General features: G+C 70.4%; 19 protein-coding genes. 12 read left to right on the top strand and 7 right to left on the bottom strand.

Going from position 1 to position 17,083, the window contains the following annotated elements:
- Positions 1 to 1,631: 1,631 nt before the first annotated feature.
- Positions 1,632 to 1,844: a hypothetical protein gene (locus tag ACZ50K_RS34670; protein WP_468910825.1), complete on the bottom strand. Its 213-nt coding sequence runs from the start codon at positions 1,842 to 1,844 to the stop codon at positions 1,632 to 1,634.
- 602 nt (positions 1,845 to 2,446) lie between these two features.
- Here ACZ50K_RS34670 and ACZ50K_RS34665 point away from each other — a divergent pair.
- Both ACZ50K_RS34665 and ACZ50K_RS34660 read left to right on the top strand, forming a co-directional pair.
- Positions 2,447 to 2,644 (top strand): hypothetical protein, encoded by a 198-nt coding sequence (locus tag ACZ50K_RS34665; protein ID WP_468910823.1) that lies wholly within the window; start codon positions 2,447 to 2,449, stop codon positions 2,642 to 2,644.
- A gap of 413 nt (positions 2,645 to 3,057) precedes the next feature.
- Positions 3,058 to 3,489 (top strand): hypothetical protein, encoded by a 432-nt coding sequence (locus ACZ50K_RS34660; protein WP_468910820.1) that lies wholly within the window; start codon positions 3,058 to 3,060, stop codon positions 3,487 to 3,489.
- Positions 3,490 to 3,723: 234 nt separating this feature from the next.
- Here ACZ50K_RS34660 and ACZ50K_RS34655 read toward each other — a convergent pair whose 3' ends face one another.
- The 5 genes from ACZ50K_RS34655 to ACZ50K_RS34635 form a co-directional block, all read right to left on the bottom strand.
- Positions 3,724 to 3,900 carry a hypothetical protein gene (locus ACZ50K_RS34655; protein ID WP_468910817.1) on the bottom strand — a complete coding sequence of 59 codons (177 nt, stop codon included), beginning with the start codon at positions 3,898 to 3,900 and terminating at the stop codon, positions 3,724 to 3,726.
- A 264-nt stretch (positions 3,901 to 4,164) separates the two neighbouring features.
- Positions 4,165 to 4,437 (bottom strand): hypothetical protein, encoded by a 273-nt coding sequence (locus ACZ50K_RS34650; RefSeq protein ID WP_468910814.1) that lies wholly within the window; start codon positions 4,435 to 4,437, stop codon positions 4,165 to 4,167.
- 168 nt (positions 4,438 to 4,605) lie between these two features.
- Positions 4,606 to 6,258 carry a hypothetical protein gene (locus ACZ50K_RS34645; protein WP_468910812.1) on the bottom strand — a complete coding sequence of 551 codons (1,653 nt, stop codon included), beginning with the start codon at positions 6,256 to 6,258 and terminating at the stop codon, positions 4,606 to 4,608.
- A 466-nt stretch (positions 6,259 to 6,724) separates the two neighbouring features.
- Positions 6,725 to 6,970 (bottom strand): helix-turn-helix domain-containing protein, encoded by a 246-nt coding sequence (locus ACZ50K_RS34640; protein ID WP_468910828.1) that lies wholly within the window; start codon positions 6,968 to 6,970, stop codon positions 6,725 to 6,727.
- Between the two features lie 120 nt (positions 6,971 to 7,090).
- Positions 7,091 to 7,834: a GntR family transcriptional regulator gene (locus tag ACZ50K_RS34635; protein ID WP_468910809.1), complete on the bottom strand. Its 744-nt coding sequence runs from the start codon at positions 7,832 to 7,834 to the stop codon at positions 7,091 to 7,093.
- A gap of 477 nt (positions 7,835 to 8,311) precedes the next feature.
- Between ACZ50K_RS34635 and ACZ50K_RS34630 the strand changes: the two genes are divergently transcribed.
- From ACZ50K_RS34630 to ACZ50K_RS34585, 10 genes are all read left to right on the top strand, one after another.
- Positions 8,312 to 8,725 carry a WhiB family transcriptional regulator gene (locus ACZ50K_RS34630; protein WP_468910806.1) on the top strand — a complete coding sequence of 138 codons (414 nt, stop codon included), beginning with the start codon at positions 8,312 to 8,314 and terminating at the stop codon, positions 8,723 to 8,725.
- Positions 8,722 to 9,624 carry a hypothetical protein gene (locus ACZ50K_RS34625; RefSeq protein ID WP_468910804.1) on the top strand — a complete coding sequence of 301 codons (903 nt, stop codon included), beginning with the start codon at positions 8,722 to 8,724 and terminating at the stop codon, positions 9,622 to 9,624. The genes ACZ50K_RS34630 and ACZ50K_RS34625 overlap by 4 nt, the downstream gene beginning before the upstream one ends.
- Entirely contained in the window at positions 9,621 to 10,088 is a 468-nt protein-coding gene (locus ACZ50K_RS34620; RefSeq protein ID WP_468910801.1) for a hypothetical protein, read from the top strand. Before ACZ50K_RS34625 ends, ACZ50K_RS34620 begins: the two co-directional genes overlap by 4 nt.
- Before the next feature lie 59 nt (positions 10,089 to 10,147).
- On the top strand, positions 10,148 to 11,350 hold the full coding sequence (locus tag ACZ50K_RS34615; RefSeq protein ID WP_468910799.1) for a hypothetical protein: 1,203 nt from the start codon (positions 10,148 to 10,150) through the stop codon (positions 11,348 to 11,350).
- Positions 11,351 to 11,616: 266 nt separating this feature from the next.
- A complete protein-coding gene (locus tag ACZ50K_RS34610; protein ID WP_468910797.1) occupies positions 11,617 to 11,772 on the top strand; it encodes a hypothetical protein in 156 nt (51 codons plus the stop codon).
- 133 nt (positions 11,773 to 11,905) lie between these two features.
- Positions 11,906 to 12,055: a hypothetical protein gene (locus ACZ50K_RS34605; RefSeq protein ID WP_468910795.1), complete on the top strand. Its 150-nt coding sequence runs from the start codon at positions 11,906 to 11,908 to the stop codon at positions 12,053 to 12,055.
- Positions 12,056 to 12,194: 139 nt separating this feature from the next.
- Positions 12,195 to 12,446, top strand: coding sequence for a hypothetical protein (locus ACZ50K_RS34600; protein ID WP_468910793.1), 252 nt, complete (start codon positions 12,195 to 12,197; stop codon positions 12,444 to 12,446).
- Positions 12,447 to 12,773: 327 nt separating this feature from the next.
- Complete coding sequence (locus ACZ50K_RS34595; protein ID WP_468910790.1) at positions 12,774 to 14,291, top strand: DUF2637 domain-containing protein; 1,518 nt, start codon at positions 12,774 to 12,776, stop codon at positions 14,289 to 14,291.
- Positions 14,292 to 14,635: 344 nt separating this feature from the next.
- Complete coding sequence (locus ACZ50K_RS34590; protein WP_468910787.1) at positions 14,636 to 15,436, top strand: ParA family protein; 801 nt, start codon at positions 14,636 to 14,638, stop codon at positions 15,434 to 15,436.
- Positions 15,433 to 16,488 (top strand): hypothetical protein, encoded by a 1,056-nt coding sequence (locus ACZ50K_RS34585; protein ID WP_468910784.1) that lies wholly within the window; start codon positions 15,433 to 15,435, stop codon positions 16,486 to 16,488. The genes ACZ50K_RS34590 and ACZ50K_RS34585 overlap by 4 nt, the downstream gene beginning before the upstream one ends.
- A gap of 153 nt (positions 16,489 to 16,641) precedes the next feature.
- On the opposite strand, the gene ACZ50K_RS34580 is transcribed toward ACZ50K_RS34585, so the two are convergent.
- On the bottom strand, positions 16,642 to 17,076 hold the full coding sequence (locus tag ACZ50K_RS34580; RefSeq protein WP_468910782.1) for a Pycsar system effector family protein: 435 nt from the start codon (positions 17,074 to 17,076) through the stop codon (positions 16,642 to 16,644).
- Positions 17,077 to 17,083: the final 7 nt, after the last annotated feature.

Below are 17,083 nucleotides of genomic sequence, written 5' to 3'. Positions count from 1 at the left end.
CCCGCGGAGCGGGACCCCAAGCGCTGCGCGCTTGGGAAGGGAGACCGGCCGCTGCGCGGCCGGTAACGGAGCGTAGGCCCCGCGCGTTGCGCGGGGAGGAGGCCAGCGCCCGCGTCGCGGGCGCTGGCCTCGGGGTCTTCCGCTTCGCTCCAGACCCCTGAGTTGAGACGCGAAGCGGCTCAACTCAGGCCTTTTCACAGCCTGTTGGGCCGGTCCGCTTCGCTACCCGGCCCTGGACCCGCCAGGACCAGCCCGCTCCGCGGGCGCCACTCCTTCAGACCGCTTGACGATCTATAGGAGCTTCAGACCCAAATGGGGGACACCCTTATCAACCCAACACTCAGACGATTGGGGGATGAGCAGGAGCCTTATCTTTAGTTGGATAGTAAAAAACTCCCCCTATCAGGAAACGGGAAATGAAGCTCCTCACTCGCGCTGCAGCAACTGCCGTAATCCCTCTCATTGCAGGCGCCTCGCTAATTTCTGCAGGTGCAGCTCATGCAGATACCCCTCCTGCCGCAAAATCTAATTCATCGATCACGGTTCTGACGCACAATCACACCGATGTGCGACTGGATCTAATTCGACATGAAATAGCCAAGGGTAACACCCTGACAAAGAGGCCTGTGACTCTTAATCCCACCACTTGGAGCGAGTCAAAGGTAACCGGCTGGGCAACAAGCAGCGAAGCTCCGACCCTGACTGCTGTCTACAAGTCATCCAGTGGCTTTGAGGTGACCACAAGGGCCCATGTTCCTCTAGTTGGCGCAAACCTGGTGTCTTGTCATGTGAGCGATCCCGCGTATACCTGCAAGGCCACGATCGGGAAGGGCTACAACCCCACGGCTCATTTCACCATTTCCCATAAGGGGTAAGGTTAAGATAGGCCCCCGACATCCTCCGGAGGCGGAGACACTTCCCGGCTCCGGAGGATGCTGAGCCGAGTGGCCTTGGCCGTGGACGGCACCCAGGCTCAGATGACCGCCATGCGAGGCGAGAACTTCGGCGCCGAACTCGTCGGCTGATCCCACAATCCGCGCCGCCCGCCCGTCGGGAGATCGCCGCCTGGGCTCCGTCCCAAATCGGCCCGTGCTGCCGCTGCCACCAGCCCTGCCGCTACGGGCTCGCCGCCTCCCGCTGTGCGCGGCGTGCAGCCGTCTGCTCCAGGACGACCGGTCTGATGACTCGGCTTCGCCGAGCAGGTGCCGGCCCTTCGGGCCGCGGGACCAGGCCGAAGGCCTAGTCCCGGTGGAGGGGTGCGGAGCGCCCCTCCACCTGACCTCGTTTCACGGGGTCACGGGCCTACGGCCCGTAGGGGCGTCCGCTCCGCTCCCACCCCGGCCCTTCCGGCTCCGCCTCCAGGACCAGAGACCGCTCCGCGGTCCGGCCAGCAGCAGAGGCAGGGGCCCGGGTCCGCTCGATTGGGCCGGGCCGGTGGAACCACCCGAGCAGGCGGAGCCTCCTCCGGACCTGCTGCCCGCGCGGCGGACTCTACATCATGATAACGAGCTCTGTGTAAGATAACGCCAACTTATACACCACCTGATGGGGTCGCCAGAAATCCAGCGGACGGGATGAGAACGCGGACTCATTCGGGTGCTGTGTGAAATCCCGCAAAACTGCACAGCGGTTCACCGGACCCGAGTGATAACGGCGTATGCCAGGCCGGCCGCTGGTATCCCTACGGCGAGAGGGTCACCCCAGGAAGGATCTGCGCGGGTGAGCCAGACGGCCGCGCCGATAAGGGCTACAGCGACGGCGAGCTTCACGTAGTGGAGTTTCCGGCGGAGCAGTCCGAGTTCCTGCTGAAGCTGTTCGACGGTAGGCGGCTGGGTGGTGGTCACGGGGGTCATGGGCTGGTCCTCTCAGGGCAGGCCGAGGGAGATCCTCGGGCTGGGAATCGTGGGGTGGCTCCACCCCTTGTGTCGCGGGGTGGCAGCAGACAGCACTGTGCCGGGGGAGCCCCCAAGGGGCGCAAGGGCCGCCGTCCGGGACGGTAGAAACAGAGACCCGCCGGTCAGACCCCTGGAGCGGGGGACGGCGGGTGCGGGTGCTGGGTACGCAACGAGGGGCGCCGCGTGGACGCCCCTCACTTATGTATATACCCGTTCTCAGGCCGGTTCCGGACGGCCGGGTACCCGTGATGTCGATCACCTACAACAGCAACCCCCTCCCCAGGGATCCGAACCGTCGGCAGCGAACCGGGCCGGCGCCTCCCCCGCACCTCGTCGGCGACCCCAGAAGACGACCCTGTCACCCCTGTTATGGGGGAAGGCCTCCAAAATGCCGGGTCTCGGGGCCAACCAGCTTTCAGACGCATCCGGTCGCCCTGGACCTGCTTCTGCTCCGCCTCGTACGCGCGCGGCACGCGCGCGTGTTGGCCCCCGGGCGGCCGGTCCTCGGGGCCGGTGATGATGAACATGGCGGCCACGGCGATGATCTGGCGGTGAGCACCGACCACCGCCGCCCGCTCGGCGCCGGCACCGACCCCACCCAGCCCGCCCCGACTCGCGACCGGGACCCCCGGCGTGCCCGGCTCGCGGCCGAGCAGCTGCCGGCGGCCCCGGCCGCCGCGGATCCGGCGCAGGCCTCCGCCACCGTCGGCCGCCGAATCCTGGGGAACGGGCCCGGCTCCGGGCGGTAAGCCGGTCAAGGCGGCCGTGAGGACGCCCAGGTGGGCTACGGCGGGACCGAGTTACCGGTTACCGGTTACAGCCGCACGTGCCCTCCGGCTGCCTGAGCTGGGCGAACCCACCTCCCCAGGGGCCTGTAACCGGTAACCGGTAACCCTGTAACCGACCTCGCCAGCCCGGCCGTGTGCCGTCATGGCGCCCCGCGTGCCCACCGCCATGGGTCCGCCATGGCACCGTCATGCCGGGGTCCGGGTGACGGTCCATGACGGTGCCATGGCGGTGGGCACGCGGACCTCATGGCGGACCCGGCTGCCGGTCCGCCGCCCCGGCAGGGGGACTTGCCCAGGGTCACCTCAGGCTTGCCGTCCTCGACGTCCGCCCGTACCCCGCGCCCTGCCAAGGCCGTTGGACCGGCATGGGACGCATGAAACCGAACCGCCCGCCCCGCCGCGCGCGCCAGACCCTCGCCTGCGCGCGCTGCCAGACCCCCGCGCCCACCGACTGGACCGCGCCGGACGCCGACGCCTGGAGCGGGAAGTGGGAACAGGGTCAGTTGAAGTTCCTCGTGTGTCCGCCGTGCCACGAACCCGCCGAGACAGCCGAGGCCGAGATCAACGCGGCGGCCGTGATGGTCGGGCTGGAGGACGGCGGCGAGTTCATGGCCGACCCCATCGTCTGCCTCACCGGGACCTGGGACTCCCCCGGAGAGATCCTCTACGGCCGCGACCACATCCAGCGCATCGCCGCCAGCGGCACCATCCAGGACCTCAGCCTCCTCGAACAGCTCCCCGCCGGCACCGGGTGCGTCCCCGCACCCGGCGGCGTGATGATCTACCGACCGAAGACCCCCGCCTAGAACCGGCGCTGCGCTGTCCCGACCCGGCGGGGGGCTTGCCCAGGGTCACCTAAGGCTTGCCCGCGCCCCCAGCGGAGACCGCTGACGGACCGCTAGGAGTCCGCTGGAGTCCGCTGGACGCCTGCCGGTGGCCACCCCGCCAGCGGACTCCAGCAGGCCCTAGCGGTCCGTCAGCGGTCTCTCAGCGGACTCCCCGGAGGGGCTTGGGAGGGGGCTTGCCTGCCCCGGGGGCGGTCAGCGGACTGCGACGACGGCGGCCACCACGGCGGCGAGCACGGTCGCCCCGGTCAGGCCGACCATGAGCGGAGGGGCCAGCCGCGGGTGCCGGTACGCGACGTACGCCAGCCCGCCGGCCACCATCAGCACGCTGACAACCAGGACCAGGACGACGAGCAGCACGAGCGTGGACATCGGGTTCCCCCTCAGAGATTCGGACGTGCCGGACGGCACGACAGACAGGCCGGCACCGATCCGGTAGACCAGGCCGTGGCCGCACTCTGTGGGACCCGGGGGTAAGCCGCGCAACCCCATGATGGGTATACCCATCATGGGTACCCCGGCCGCATCGGGCCCTGTCCGAACCCCCTCCGTCACCCCGAACGGGGTTGCACCGGAGGACCGCTCAGCCCGGACAGGTGCCGGCCAGGCCGGCGGACAGGCCCCGTCAGGCCGTGCTCACGGTGTATCGCCGCGCCACACGTACCGCCGGCCCTGCGGATCCTCCCCCGGGCCCGGCTCGTAGTCGCTCCGGCCGCCCGGTCCCCACTGACCCGTCTCCGACATCAGCAGCGCGCCCCCGGCTCGCTGCTCCGGCGTCCACTCCGTCACGTCCAGGAGCTGCCCGTCCAGCGGGCCGCCGACCAACTCGACGTACTCGTGGCCGGCCACCGGCCCGGGCGGGTCCTCCGCCTCAGACCCGTACACCCGCAGACCCTGCCACCGCTCCATCAACAGCCCTCCCACACACTCGCCAAGCCGCACAACCCCGGCCCGAAGCACCACCCGCACACGCCACACCAACGCGCCCACACACGCCCCGCTGAGCCTCTATCAGGATCCGACCCGACGGGGAAGGCCCGGGAGTGGATGCGAGGCGCTCAGCTGGCCGTGCAACGGTCAGAACGGCGCTGTGGAGGGCTGCCCCTGATCTTGAATAGGACAGGTGCCGATTGCCCGGGACGCTACGGCCGCCAGGTCTGCGGCCTGAGCCTCCCGCCGTCGGCTGGCCTTCCATTCCGACATCCGGCGCCGGACCTCCTCCTCCAGCAGGGTTCCGTAGAGGCCTTCGGCGACCAGCTGGCTGCGTACCCGGTGCTCTTCGGCGGCCTGCCGGCCGCGCCCCGCGGCCTCCCGGTACCGAGGTGCTCCGTCCCTCTGGCCGGGAACGTCGCCCTGTCCGAGACCGACCAGCTCGGGGTGCTGCTCCGCCAGCTCGGCGCGCAGCCGCGCAGTCTCCTCTACGGCCGCATCTTGGGCCGCGCGAGCCTGGTCCCGGCGGGCATCCTCCGCGACCGCGTCGTCGTACGCCTCATCAATGGCCGCCTGTTTCCTGGCTGCTTCCTCTGCCCGCCGCTGCCCCCACTCGGCGCGTTGCTCAGCCAGGGCGCGCTCTGCTTCTGCGGTCTGGATGCGCTGTGTCTTGCGGTAGCCGCACTGCTGGCACTCTGCCCCCGAGTCAAGCAGGACGCCCAGCTCGCACTGGGGAAGCTCACACCCTTGCTCGAACAGGATTTCGGCGAGGTAGCCGGCCGGGCGCCTGATCACGTCCGACCCCGTGTAGCCAACGGATGCGCGCTGCGGCCCCCGGACCCGGTACCACTTGCCGTGGATCCGGGCAGAGGCGTGCTCGGGCGTCCGCGGGTACATCGAGAACGGGCTGGGTTGGGCGTCCGGCGTGTGGCCCAGGAACTCCCGTACGGCCCGGCGCAGCGTCCTGATGCGGTCTGCGGGGGACCCGAGGACCCCGAGACCGTCGAGCATCGCGTACACCTCTTCCTCCCCCACTACCGGAACCAGCTCGCTCACCTTCTGCTGCCCGCGCCGCTTGCTGCTGCCCTTCTGAGCGGTCGCGGCGGAGCCGCCTGGCACCGTCGGACTCTTCCCGCCCGCAGCCTTGCGCGCGCCCGCACTTGTGAAACCACCCGCACCTTGGCCTACGGCCGAACCATCGGGTTTTGGTTCTAGAGAGGGGTTATAGACAGGGCTATAGACAACGGGCAGCACCGGTGCTGCCACCCTGGCAGCACCGGTGCTGCCACCCCTAGCAGCACCGGTGCTGCCACCCTCCGAAGCCTCAGACGCCTCAGAGGCAGCTGTAGCAGAGTCCGGCGCGACGCTCGTCTGACCAGCGGACTCACCTGCTCGCTGCGCCCGCAGCTTCTTCGTGCTGACCCCTTTGGGCACCCCGCCCGTGCGAACGATGCCCGCTGCGCGCTTCGCGGCCCGCCGCTCTTCGATGACCTTCTTGGCCACGTCGGCGGCCAGTACGCCCGGTGGCAGCGGGTCGATCCATTCACCCCGGCCGGCGTACATCAGCGCCGCGTCGTGAAGCTCGTAGATGCTCGCGTCGTTCAGCTTCGGGTTGTCGGGGTTCTGCCGCTCGTGCACGGTCCAGAGCCCGGCGACAGTGCCTTCGAGCAGGGTGCGGTCGAGCGTCGACAGGGAGCACCCGAGCTCGTACGCGAGGCGGGGCCGGTAGGGCTTGCCCCTGCTGGTGTCCCGCTCTTGGACGTCGGCGTAGGAGACCAGGATCGTGTAGAGGGTCCGCACGTTCGTGCTGTACCGAGGATCGCAGACCCATCGATTGCAACACTGGCCGAAAGGCATGTTCCCGCCGCGACGTACCTCTGGGTACAGGGTCACTGGGAGCCCCCAGCAGCGGTGAAGTCAGCCGCCGGGCCGTTACCGTCCCGCTTCTCTGCCGCGTGCGGCCAGGCGGGCCTCAAACCGTTCGTCGGCGTGGTGCACGGGTAACTGTGCAGGTCAAACACTGGGAGATCTCCCCTGGGAGGGGAGTCGTGAGCGGCGCTGTGACCAGATCGGACTCCGGAAATGGTGGCCTCCGGGTGGGCGGCCGCCTATTCTGGGTATCGGTGACCACGCGGGCCTACGGGCCCACGGGCATCACCCCCGGAGAGGTCACCTCACCGGACACGACTCGTAGCTGTGAGAGGTGCCGAGTCGAGCTGATGAAGTGGAGGCCGTCCCTGTTGACGCAGGGGCGGCCTTCAGCTGTTTATGGTGCTGCTGTCGAAGTGATCACGTCTGGGTGCTGCTGGGCTAGACCCCAGAGGAGGCGGCTGTACGCCTTCCGACGAACGCCGCTGGGCTCGGCGTAGCCGATTTCCCATCGGGCTACCTGAACTCGCCCAACACCAATGGCGGTTGCCACCTGGGCCTGAGTCAATCCGGCCGCGCGCCGCAGTTGCCCGCGGGCACTGGCCGTAGGCAGCCACGTGATGTGGGACAGGAGCTCATCCACTGCGGCCAGTGGGTCCTGGGCCGTTGTCACGGGTCACACCTCCAACATCGACTAGAAGCAAGAAGATACACACCAGCTACGGGATTTCGTGTCGCGTTCGGCGTGTCGCCCTGACTTCCCTTAAAGAGGCAGGTCGTCGTAGGTGAACTCGATGCGGTCGGCCGGGCCGACTGCCCGGAGGACTTCGAGCGGTCCCGTTTCGTCATAGGTGACGCGGACCAGAGTCAGCACGGGCACACGGCCACCGATGCGGAGCTGTGACGCCTCATCCTCCGTGGGCGTCCGTGCGCTGACGCGCTCAGTCGCTCTGGTGGGGCGCCGTCCCGCTGCTGTGAGGGATGCATACACGCCACCGACCAACTTTCCGGAGTCGGTGAGGCCGGCTAGTTCAGCCAGGGTCGACGGATACCAGGCATATTGAAGCTGGACGATATCCGTAGGCCGCAGTACAGCGTGGCGGACCCGGTAAACGAGACCGTCACCAGGTTCGAGTTTTAGTAGAGCGGCCGTCTCTGCGTCAGCGGCGACGCGTTCTACGGAGACCAGCCTCATTTCACCATCGAGACCCTGAGCCGCAGTAGCGGTTTCCCATGGGCCCCTCGAACCGCCGGGTTCCAATACCTTCCCGTAACGGCTGAGCGGAATCTGCACGGCAGTTCGCGCCCGCACCGTAGTGCCAGCACGTTTCGAAGAGAAAACCAACCCCTCATCCGCGAGCGTCGCGATCGCCCTAGTGATCGTCGCCTTTGATACGCCGTGCTCAGCCATCAGTTCAGCGTTCGTTGGGAGCCTCGCACCTACGGCGACCTCGCCCGTCTGGATGCGCTGACGTAGCTGGGCGGCAACGTCTCCGAAGCTGGTCATGGCGTCTCCTCCTCAGGTACGGCCTGGTGGAGGCCTGGCTCCACCTTATCGCCTAGTCGTTATTGACAACAGTCTGCACCCCGGGCATCATCGTTAATGCCTAGGCAATAACTGGCCGCGATCGAGACGATTGCCCTGGTCAGTAGCGCCTGGCCTCGAAGCCCGCCTGCAAACGCAGGTGCCCGGCCGGTGACTTCAGCACCGACCGGGCGGCAGGTCGGGGGTTCCCGCCCCCGACCTGCCGTCGGGTAGTCCAAGTGGAGAGGACACCGACGTGGTGATGGTGACAGACGCATTAGGTAGGTGGCGGGTGCGGCGCTGTGATCAGGGCGCCGTGGTGCGGACGCGGACGGTGCTGCCGTCCCGGGTTTGCACCACGGCGCGGCCCGCGATGGCCCCGGCGGTTGCCTGGCCGTGGCGTGCTGGTGTGGACGAGCTCGCGGTCCGCGCCCGTTTGATCCGGCGGGGGGTGCGGTGGTGAGCGCGGTGCGCGTGGTGCCCCGGCTGCCGGCGGGGTGGATCGCGGCGCGGCCGGTGGACTGGCTGGATCGGCTGTGGGCCTACGAGGACCTGGCTCCCGTCCCGGCCCGGGAGGACCGGTCTGGTGGGGCGGCCTGTGCGGGGCTCGCCCCGGACACGTTCTTCCTGGAGCCGTGGGAGCTGACCCCGGTGGATCGGGAGCCGTCGCCGGCAGAGCGCGAGGCGCTCGCGGTGTGCGCGGGGTGCCCGGTGGCGTCCGGCTGCCTGGCCGAGGAGATGGCGCAGGCCACCGTCCCGACCAAACTGTTCGGGGTGCGGGGCGGGCTGCGGCAGTCCGAGCGGCGGGCACTGCACACCCTGCTGGCGCAGCGAGGTCTGCTGGAGCGGCTGCGGGGCGGTGGGTCGGCATGACGACCACTGACGAGTCCGGTCGGGACTGGCTGGAGACGCTGCTGGCCGGGGAGTGGGACGACGAGCCTGCCGTTCCCGAGGGCCAGACGCGGAGTGTTCCGGTCGCGATGGTGCCGCCGCAGGTGGTGCAGGCCTTCGCGGCCGAGGACGCACGGCGTGCGGCCGAGGCCGCTGCGGAGGCGGCGCGGCTGGCGGCGGAGGTCGCCTTGGCCGGGACTGACCCGGAGGTCGAGACCGCCGGTGAGGTCGAGGCCGAGGAGGCGTCGCGCGGGTGGGCGTGGTGGTCGAAGAAGAAGCCCGCCGAGGAGCCGGCCGACCCGGCCGCGCCCACCGACCCGGCCGCACCCGCGGCCGCGCCGGCTCCTGTGGTGGAGGCCGTGCCCATTCCGGTGCGGATCCGCCGGATCGCGGACTCCCGGTGGGGGTGGCTGGCCTACCACGGCAGCGCCGCCGCCGTGGGCCACGGGGCCCTGTGGGGACTGACGGGGAACCAGTTGGGCGGGGCAGCCTGGCTGGGGTCCGCGATGCTCTCGGTCATCCCGGTCACCGCCGCCGCACTCTCCTGCTGCGCGGGCTGGGCGGGCTGGCGGATGGGCCGGGCGCTGCGCCCCTACCTTCCGAAGGGCGCGCTGGCCGCCCCGGCCGGCCTGATCGCCGGTCTGGCCTGGGGCCAGGGCACCACCGGCATGGTCGCCGACGCGTTCGCGTGGGCCGCGCCGTGGCCCGTCCTCGCCGCCCCGGCCATCATCGCCGGGCTGGCCGGCTCCGGCTGCTGGGTACTCCTGGACCGCCGCGCCCAGACCCGGGCCTGGCCCCTGCCGCTGCGGTGGGCCGCTCACATCCCTCTCGCCACGGTCGCTCTGTCTGCGGCCCTCTACGCCCCTGGAGCGCTGCTGTGACCATCTCTGAGACCCTCGCCGCTGATGTCGTGCTCGCCGCCACGGGCGGCGGATCCCTCCTGGGCAGTGTTGGGGTGTCCGGCCTGGCGTTCGCCTCGGGGTTCCTGCTGTTCGCCGGTCTGCGCGGCTCGGATCGGGTGAAGCTCGACCGCGACAAGGCCGGCCTGCTCGGCATCGTTTTCAGCACGCTGTCGGCGTCGGCCTCCGGGATGTGGGGGAACTTGGCTGCCGGAGCGTCGGAGGTCCCCAAGGGGCTGATGGAGGGCCTCTCGTTCGGGACGTTCGGACTGGGCGCCGTCGCTCTCGGGTCGACCCTGATGATCTTCATCCCGAAGTGGAAGAACCTCTGGATGCCCGCCTTCCTGGGCCTGGGCGCCGGGTGGACGTTCGCCGGGGCCGGGGGGATCTGGGCGCTGGGCACCACCATGGTCACCACGATGGCGACCAAGCTGGGCGGCATGTGATGGCCGGCCTGCGGGGTGTTGCGGGTGAGGTGCGGGCGGTCGGGCACGGGATCGGCCCCGTGTGGGTGGTGCTGACCCGGGGGTCCTGGCGGCTGCTGGGCCTGGGGTGCCAGTGCCTGGGTGTGGTCGCGGGCGGCATCTGGGCGGGGGTCTCCCTGGACCCGGTGCGGGAGGAGGCGGCCCGGACCAAGGCGGTCAAGGCGGCCGAGGTTCGGCAGCGGAAGCGGGCGGCGGCCGCGAAGAAGAAGCGGGCCGCCGCCGAGGATGACGACCTGGACGGTGAGGAGTTCGCCGAGGAGGACGTGCTGCCCCCGGTCGTGCTGTCGGCGGCGACCGAGGCCGCTATCCGTGCCGCGTCCACCCGGCCGCTGTGGGAGTCGCTGCCCCTGTTGGTGCTCGGAGGAGGGGTAGCGGTCGTCGGGGGCGCGATTCTGGTGTCCGTTGGCGCGGGTCCGGCCGCAGCCTGGGCGGGTCCGGTCTGGGAGACCTGGGGCGGGCTGATCACCACGGGCGCCCTCACAGCCGGGGCCACGGGGGCGTGGGTGGTCGGCCCGTCCCTGGCCGATGCAGAGCAGCTGCACGCGGATCGCCGCGCGGCCCGTGCTGCGACGAAGGCCGCGAAGTGCGGTCCTTCCCCGGCGGCCTCCCCTGAGGAAGATCGTTTTGAAGGGGAGTTGGGGGAGGACACCTCCCCCGGAGTCGACGCGGCCCCGGCTGGTGCGCCGGCCGTGGACGACGACGAGGGCGTGATCGAGGAGGTGGAGGCCGCCGAGGTGATCCGCCGGGTCGCTGCCCGGTATGGGCACGCCGCGGTGCACATGATCGACCTCGCCGCCGAGCCAGAGTTCGAGGGATGGAGCGTCACCGAACTCCGATCGGCGTGTGCGGTCTGGGGCTTCCCGACGGAGGAGAAGATCTCCCTTCGCTTCGGGGTCCCGACGGTGACCGGGCCGGCCGGGAAACGAGTCCGCGCGGGGCTGCGGTTGAAGACTCTCCCGGCACCCAGCGGAGAGGTGCCCGGACCGGTCCTCGCGGCGGCTCCCGAACCGGCCCTCGCGGAGGCCGCGGCGGGGGTGCCTGCCCCGGTCGGGGAGGGGTCTGTCCCGACCCCGGCACGGGGCCCTGTTCCGGCCCCCGTCGGCACCCCGCCCAGCGCCCCGTCCGAGGGGCCTGTGCCGGTGCTCGCCGCGGCCGGGTCCAGGGGTGCGCCAGCCGCTGCTGCCGGCCCCTCCCCGGCCCGGGTCCAGGGCCCCGTTCTGTGAGCCGGTAGGCCGGTAGGAACCGCAGGTCAGAGCGCCTCCTACCGGCCGCCTACCACCGGCCTACCAGCGCCCTACCACCCGTCCTACCGAGTCCCTACCACCCCGCCCTACCGCCTGAGAGCTGCCCGTCCGCCCCTGTGTTGCCACGCCCGGGGGCGGATCGAGGGGAGCCGTCAGACGGCCCCAGACAGCGCGAAGCGCCCGCCTCAACCACCACAGAAGACACGGGCGCCTCGCTCCATCCATCACTGAATGGAGATCACATCATGGCACTTCGCCAGCCCAAGAAGGACCCGAACGACCCCCGCCTGGCCGGCCACGAGACCACCTACAGCGCCTCCCAGGGCGGCTGGGTGCAGCCCAAGCCGGCCCCGGCCTCGGACAAGGACAGCTCTGGCGGCCGCAAGTGGGGCCGGAAGTGAGCGCCCGATCCGCAGCGCCGCGCTGCCACGGCCGGCGGATGCGCGAGGACCGCGCCACCCGGGGCACCTACCGGTGCTCGGTGTGCGGGGACTGGACCGCCCGCCTGATCCACCTCGTCGTAGGTGGTGCCCGATGAGCACCCCCGAGCAGATCGCGGCGCAGGCCGCCGCCGCAGCCGAGGCCGCCGAGGCCGCCGCCCGCGCCGAGGCCACCCGCCAGCGCATGGAGGCGGAGCTGCGCCGCCACGGCCAGGCCATGACCGGGCTCAACGAGCGCAGCTGACCCACCACCAGCGGAAGCGCACCCCCGCCGGGCACGCCGCTAGCACACCCCGTGAGGACAAAGCCACCGCAGACGCACCACCGCTCACTGCCCCGGGCCGCCCCCGGCCCGGGGCTCCACCTCACCACCGGAGGACCTGATGGACACCGCGTCCCAGCAGCAGATGGACCAGGAGGCGACCTACCTGGAGACCGTCGCCATCCCCCAAGCCCTGGAGGCCGCAGCCGACGGCGACCGGACCGCGGCCGACCCCACCGCGAGCGCCTACACCAGGGCCGTCGCCAGCCGTGCCGCGGACATCGCTCGCGAGCATGCCGCGGACTACCGGAACATCGCCGAATCCCTACGGGACGGAGAGATCCCCGACGGGTTCGGCTTCGACCTCGGCTGAACTTCAGGGCGGGCCGCGGCCGTTTCAGCGGCCCGCCCTTCGCCGTCAGCCACCATGCCGGGCACGATAGGACGTCGCCACCACGGCATCACCAGCACCATCCACCGATTCGGCAGGAGAGAAATGAAGACCACCCTGGAGCCGGGCGCGGCGGCCTCCGCAGCGTTCATCCCCGGTCCGACGTCGGCGGAAGCCGTCTCCGATTCGGCAGCCCGGCCTGCGATTTCGGGAACCGAGGAGGGGGATTCGGCTACCGAGTCCCGGCGTTCGGCGGTTGCGGTCCCCGGTTCCGCGGCGGGCCCCGAGGGTTCGGATGCGGTGCGGCCGGTGAGCAAGGCCGTCCGGCGGACGCTGTGGACCGTGGCGATCGCCGCCGGTCTACTGATCGGTCTGATCGGCTTCTGGCTCAGCTTCCACAACCTGGCGGCGGCGGGGCACCAGCGGTTCGGTTTCGCCGAGGGCCGGGACTCGAAGCTCTTCGCCATCGGCGTGGACGGCGCGATCATCGCCTGCCTCGCGTTCGACCTGCTCTTTGCCGGACTGCAGATCCCCTCCCGGATTCTGCGGCCGCTGGCCCACCTCCTGACCGCTGTCACCATCACCTTCAACGCCCTCGCGTTCGGTGACCTCGGAGCACACCCGGCCAAGGCGATCACGCACGGCATGATGCCGGTCCTGTTCGTGATCAGCGTGGAGGCCGCCCGGAAGCTGCTGGTCCACCAGGCGGCCCTGGCCACCGGGATCGGCTACGACCCCATCCCCTGGCACCGGTGGGCCCTGCACCCGATCACCACCTGGAGCATCTACCGCGAGATGAAGACCTGGGAATTCAGTTACGAGTACGTCCGCGAGCAGCGTCGTGAGCTGGCGATCCACGCGATCTGGCTCCAGCACCGGGCACAGATCGAGGCGGGACTGGAAGAGGGCCGGCTCGGTGTTCTGGACCGGCTCCCGGCTCTGCTCGCCCCCCACGGCGTGACGCTGGACGAAGCTCTCGCCCTGCCTGCGAAGATGAAGCGCGAGCAGAAGGAGCGCGAGCACCAGGCAGCCCGCGACGCACTGGAGCTGGAACACCAGGTGGCCCGTGAGGCCCGCGAGCTGGAGCACGCCGACGCCCTGGCCGAGATCGCCGCCGAGGCGGAAGTCCTCGGCTCCAAGGGCGAGCTGGAGACCCTGCGAGCTCAGGTACAGGGCGCCACGAAGGTAGCCGTGGCCGAGGCGGAAGGTGCCGCGGCCGCTGCCGAGTACGCCGCGAGCACCAGCCTGTCCGCGGCCCAGCGCGCCGTGAACGAGGAGCAGCGCCGCCGGCGTCTCGAAGAGGAGGCGGAACGGTCCGCGGACACCGCCGAAGCTGAGGCCCGCAAAGCCGAAGCCGACCGCGCGGCCGCTGAAGATCGGCTGGCGACCGCCAAAATCCGTGAGGAGGAGAAGCAGAGCGCGGCCCTCCGAATCGCCGCTGAGCAGCGCGCGGCAGAGCTTGAACGGAGCGCGGCCGAGGACAGGTTCCAGACCGCCGAACTGGACCGGATGGCCGCCGAAATCGAGCGGGTCGCCGCCGAAGACCGGCGGGCCGCCGCCGAGGCGCAGACCCGAGCGGCCGAACTGGAGGCCCTCGCGGACCTCTCGCCAACCCAGCTGAAGACCCGCATGGTCGCCCGCTACCTTCTGCCGTTCATCTCGGACGGGCGGGAGAGTGAGATCCACAACGGTGACATCGCCCGACTGCTGGGTGGAGCCTCCCCGGCCACCGCCTCCACCTACAGGACCTCCGCGCTGCGGCTCATCGAGCAGGGCTACAACCCGCGGACCGGATACGACCCCGAGCTGCCCGCGCGCGTGCAGTGACGGACACGGTGAGGCCCGGGGCGCAGCAATCGCCCCGGGCCTCACCTGATCCACGGGTACGGCCCTCCGCGGCGGGTGCCGGCGCCCGTTCCAGAATTTTGGAATGGGCCCGTCTCCTCTCTGGCCATGGCCGGCTGTCTCCAATTGGAGACAGCCGGCCATGGCCAGAGAGGAGACGGGCCGCTCGGCTTCTCGCCTTCCGGGCAGAGCATGGGGGCGTGCCGGTGTGGCGCAGTCCCCTGGAGGCGGGACTCAGCCGACAGGAGCGCAGGGCCAATGGGAGTTGGTCGGGTGCATCCTCGGTAGTCTTCCGGCGTACCGCCTCTTAGCTGGAAGGACCCCCCATGGGCCGTCGGATCGCCTCCTACAGCGAGAAGGGGGGCGTGGGAAAGTCGGCGGCGACCGCCGGCCTGATCGCTGCCGCCCGGAAGCGACGTCTCGAAGGAGCCCCCGGCGGGGTCTTCGGAGCCGACCTCGACCCGCGAGCCACCCTCACGGCAGAGCTCGGTATCCGTGATGCGCCCTTCACCATGAACGACTTGCTCGCCATGGACCCCAAGGGGCAACGCGGTCTCGCTACCGAGGCCCTGACCGATGCGTCCGAGGACTGGGCAGGTGTCCGGGCCATCGCCGCTGAACGGGCCTTGGCCAACCGGGAGGCCGACCAGGCCACCGGCTTCGAGTTCCGGCTCCGGCACGCCCTCGAAGGAGTCTTGGGCGAGGACGACGACCTCTTCCTCGACCTGCCGCCGCGTGCCGGTGGCAAGCTCGTGACCGCGGCCCTCCTCGCCGCCACGCACGTCGTTATCCCCGCCACCCTCAACGAGGACGGCCGGATCGGCGCGAAAGAGGCGATGGAGACGATCGAAATCATCCGGGACAGCTACGGCCACTCCCTTGAGGTTGTCGCGATCGTGCCCTCCATCGTGCCCGGAGGGAAGAACACCCTGGTCGACGCCATAGGGAAGCACCTGGCCGCAACCTACGGCGACCTCTACCGCGAGGACCTCGCCATCCCCCGGCACACCCTGCGGGAACAGACCCGCTACGCCTGCGTCCCGGTCACCAGCCAGACCGGCAAGGAAGCGGCTGCCCTGTCCAACGCCTACGACAACATCCTCATCGCCGCGGGAGCCACCCAGTGAACAAGCTCGTGAAGGCCGGCGACGCCCGCGTCGAGGAGGAGACCAAACGCCTCACGAAGGCCGCCGACGCCAGCATCGACCCGGCCGTTCCCGCCGAACGCCAAGGCGGCGGCCCTGTGACCGCGGCCAACCTGCCCGATGTCTCCAACGAGGAGATGGCCGCCTTCGACCCCGCCGGAATCCAGGGCACCCCCGCCGAACGGATCCAGCAGTTCGACGACATCCTCGCGAGGGAGGGTGCGCGCGCGGTCCGGTTCAAGGTCCGCTACGACATGCTCCTCGGCCTGATCCTCGCCGAGGTCAACCAGAGCGAGGACTACACCGCCCACCACAAGACCTTCGAGGAATACGCCGAGTTCCGCGGCGTTTCCCGCCCCCGCGCGTACGCGCTGATGGAAGCCGCGCCCATCCTGAGGATCCTGCTGTCTTCAATTGAAGACATCCAGACGCTGCGGCCAGCCGTCAGTCAGGCACTCAAGCTGGTGGATGCCTACAAGGCCGACCAAGAAGCCGGAGTCCTCCTGGTCGTTGGCCGCGCCGCGGAGCTGGCGCAGGAGGCCGCCGAGGCGGCTGCCAGGACCAAGGCGGAGAAGGCTGCCGCAGCGGGCAAAGCCGCAGCCCATGCCGCAGCGCAGGCGGAAGCGGAAGCGAAGGGCGTGAAGTTCACCGGCACCCTGGTGCCGGTGTCCGAGTCGGACATCACCGCCGAACTCGACCGCGCTGGCACCCCCGCGCCCGCCCCCGTCACGGCCAGCATGATCGAGGCCGCCTCGATCGACCTCGGCTACAGCAAGGCAACCCGCAAGCTGGAGCCGGCCGCGCAGTCCTTGGCCGAGGCCACCGCGCTCCTCGGCGCCGCGTACCGAGCCGTGGCGCCCCGAACAGTGGAGGCCCTCGTCAAGAAAGACCCGGAGGACGCCCGCCGCCTGCTCGACGCGGTAGCGGCTGAGCTGGACAAGGTCCAGAGGCGACTCAACGACGGTCGCAAGACCCTCAAGAAGGCAGCGCCCACACCCCTTCCGGCACCGCGCGACGAGGAACCCAGCGCCTGAAGACCACCTGAGACGGACGGGTGAAACCCCAGACCCCCGGTTCCGGCCTACGTGGGAGGTCCGGCACCGGGGGGCTTCTATCGAGCTTCGGCTCAGTTGCGGGAGTTACAGGAGAAGAGCGCGGCAGCGCCCGACCTGTCAGGGGCGCCGGGGTCAGCCCAGCATCAGTGCGGTGGGCAGGGCGAGGAGGAGGGTGCCCAGGGCGGCTGCGGTGGTGTCGATGGCCCACCGGATCAGCCGGTACTTGCGGATCAGCATGCGGGAGAGCAGCACCACGTGCTGGGTGTCGACCGTGTCCGTCCAGCCGGTGGTGATCTCGGTGTGCGACTCGCACGTGGCCCAGTGGAGGTAGGACCCGACGAGGTTCCTGCCCAGGCGCGGGCGGACCACGATCAGCGCCATCGCCATGGCCGACGCCAGGCCGACTGCCCCAATTCCGATCAGGACCAGGGCTGCCGCCGGTAGACCGCGACCGGGCACGGCGGTGATCAGGATCGTCAAGGGGATGCCGAGGACCGTCAGCATCGCGCCCGCTTTCGCATCCGCGCGCGCCATCTCAGCGAGGACCTCGGTCCGGGCCTGCGCCATCCTGGCG

The organism is Streptomyces sp. NPDC033845 (assembly GCF_055576225.1).
The sequence above is the reverse complement of the archived record's forward strand: the minus strand, read 5'-3'. Positions and strand labels throughout refer to the sequence as shown.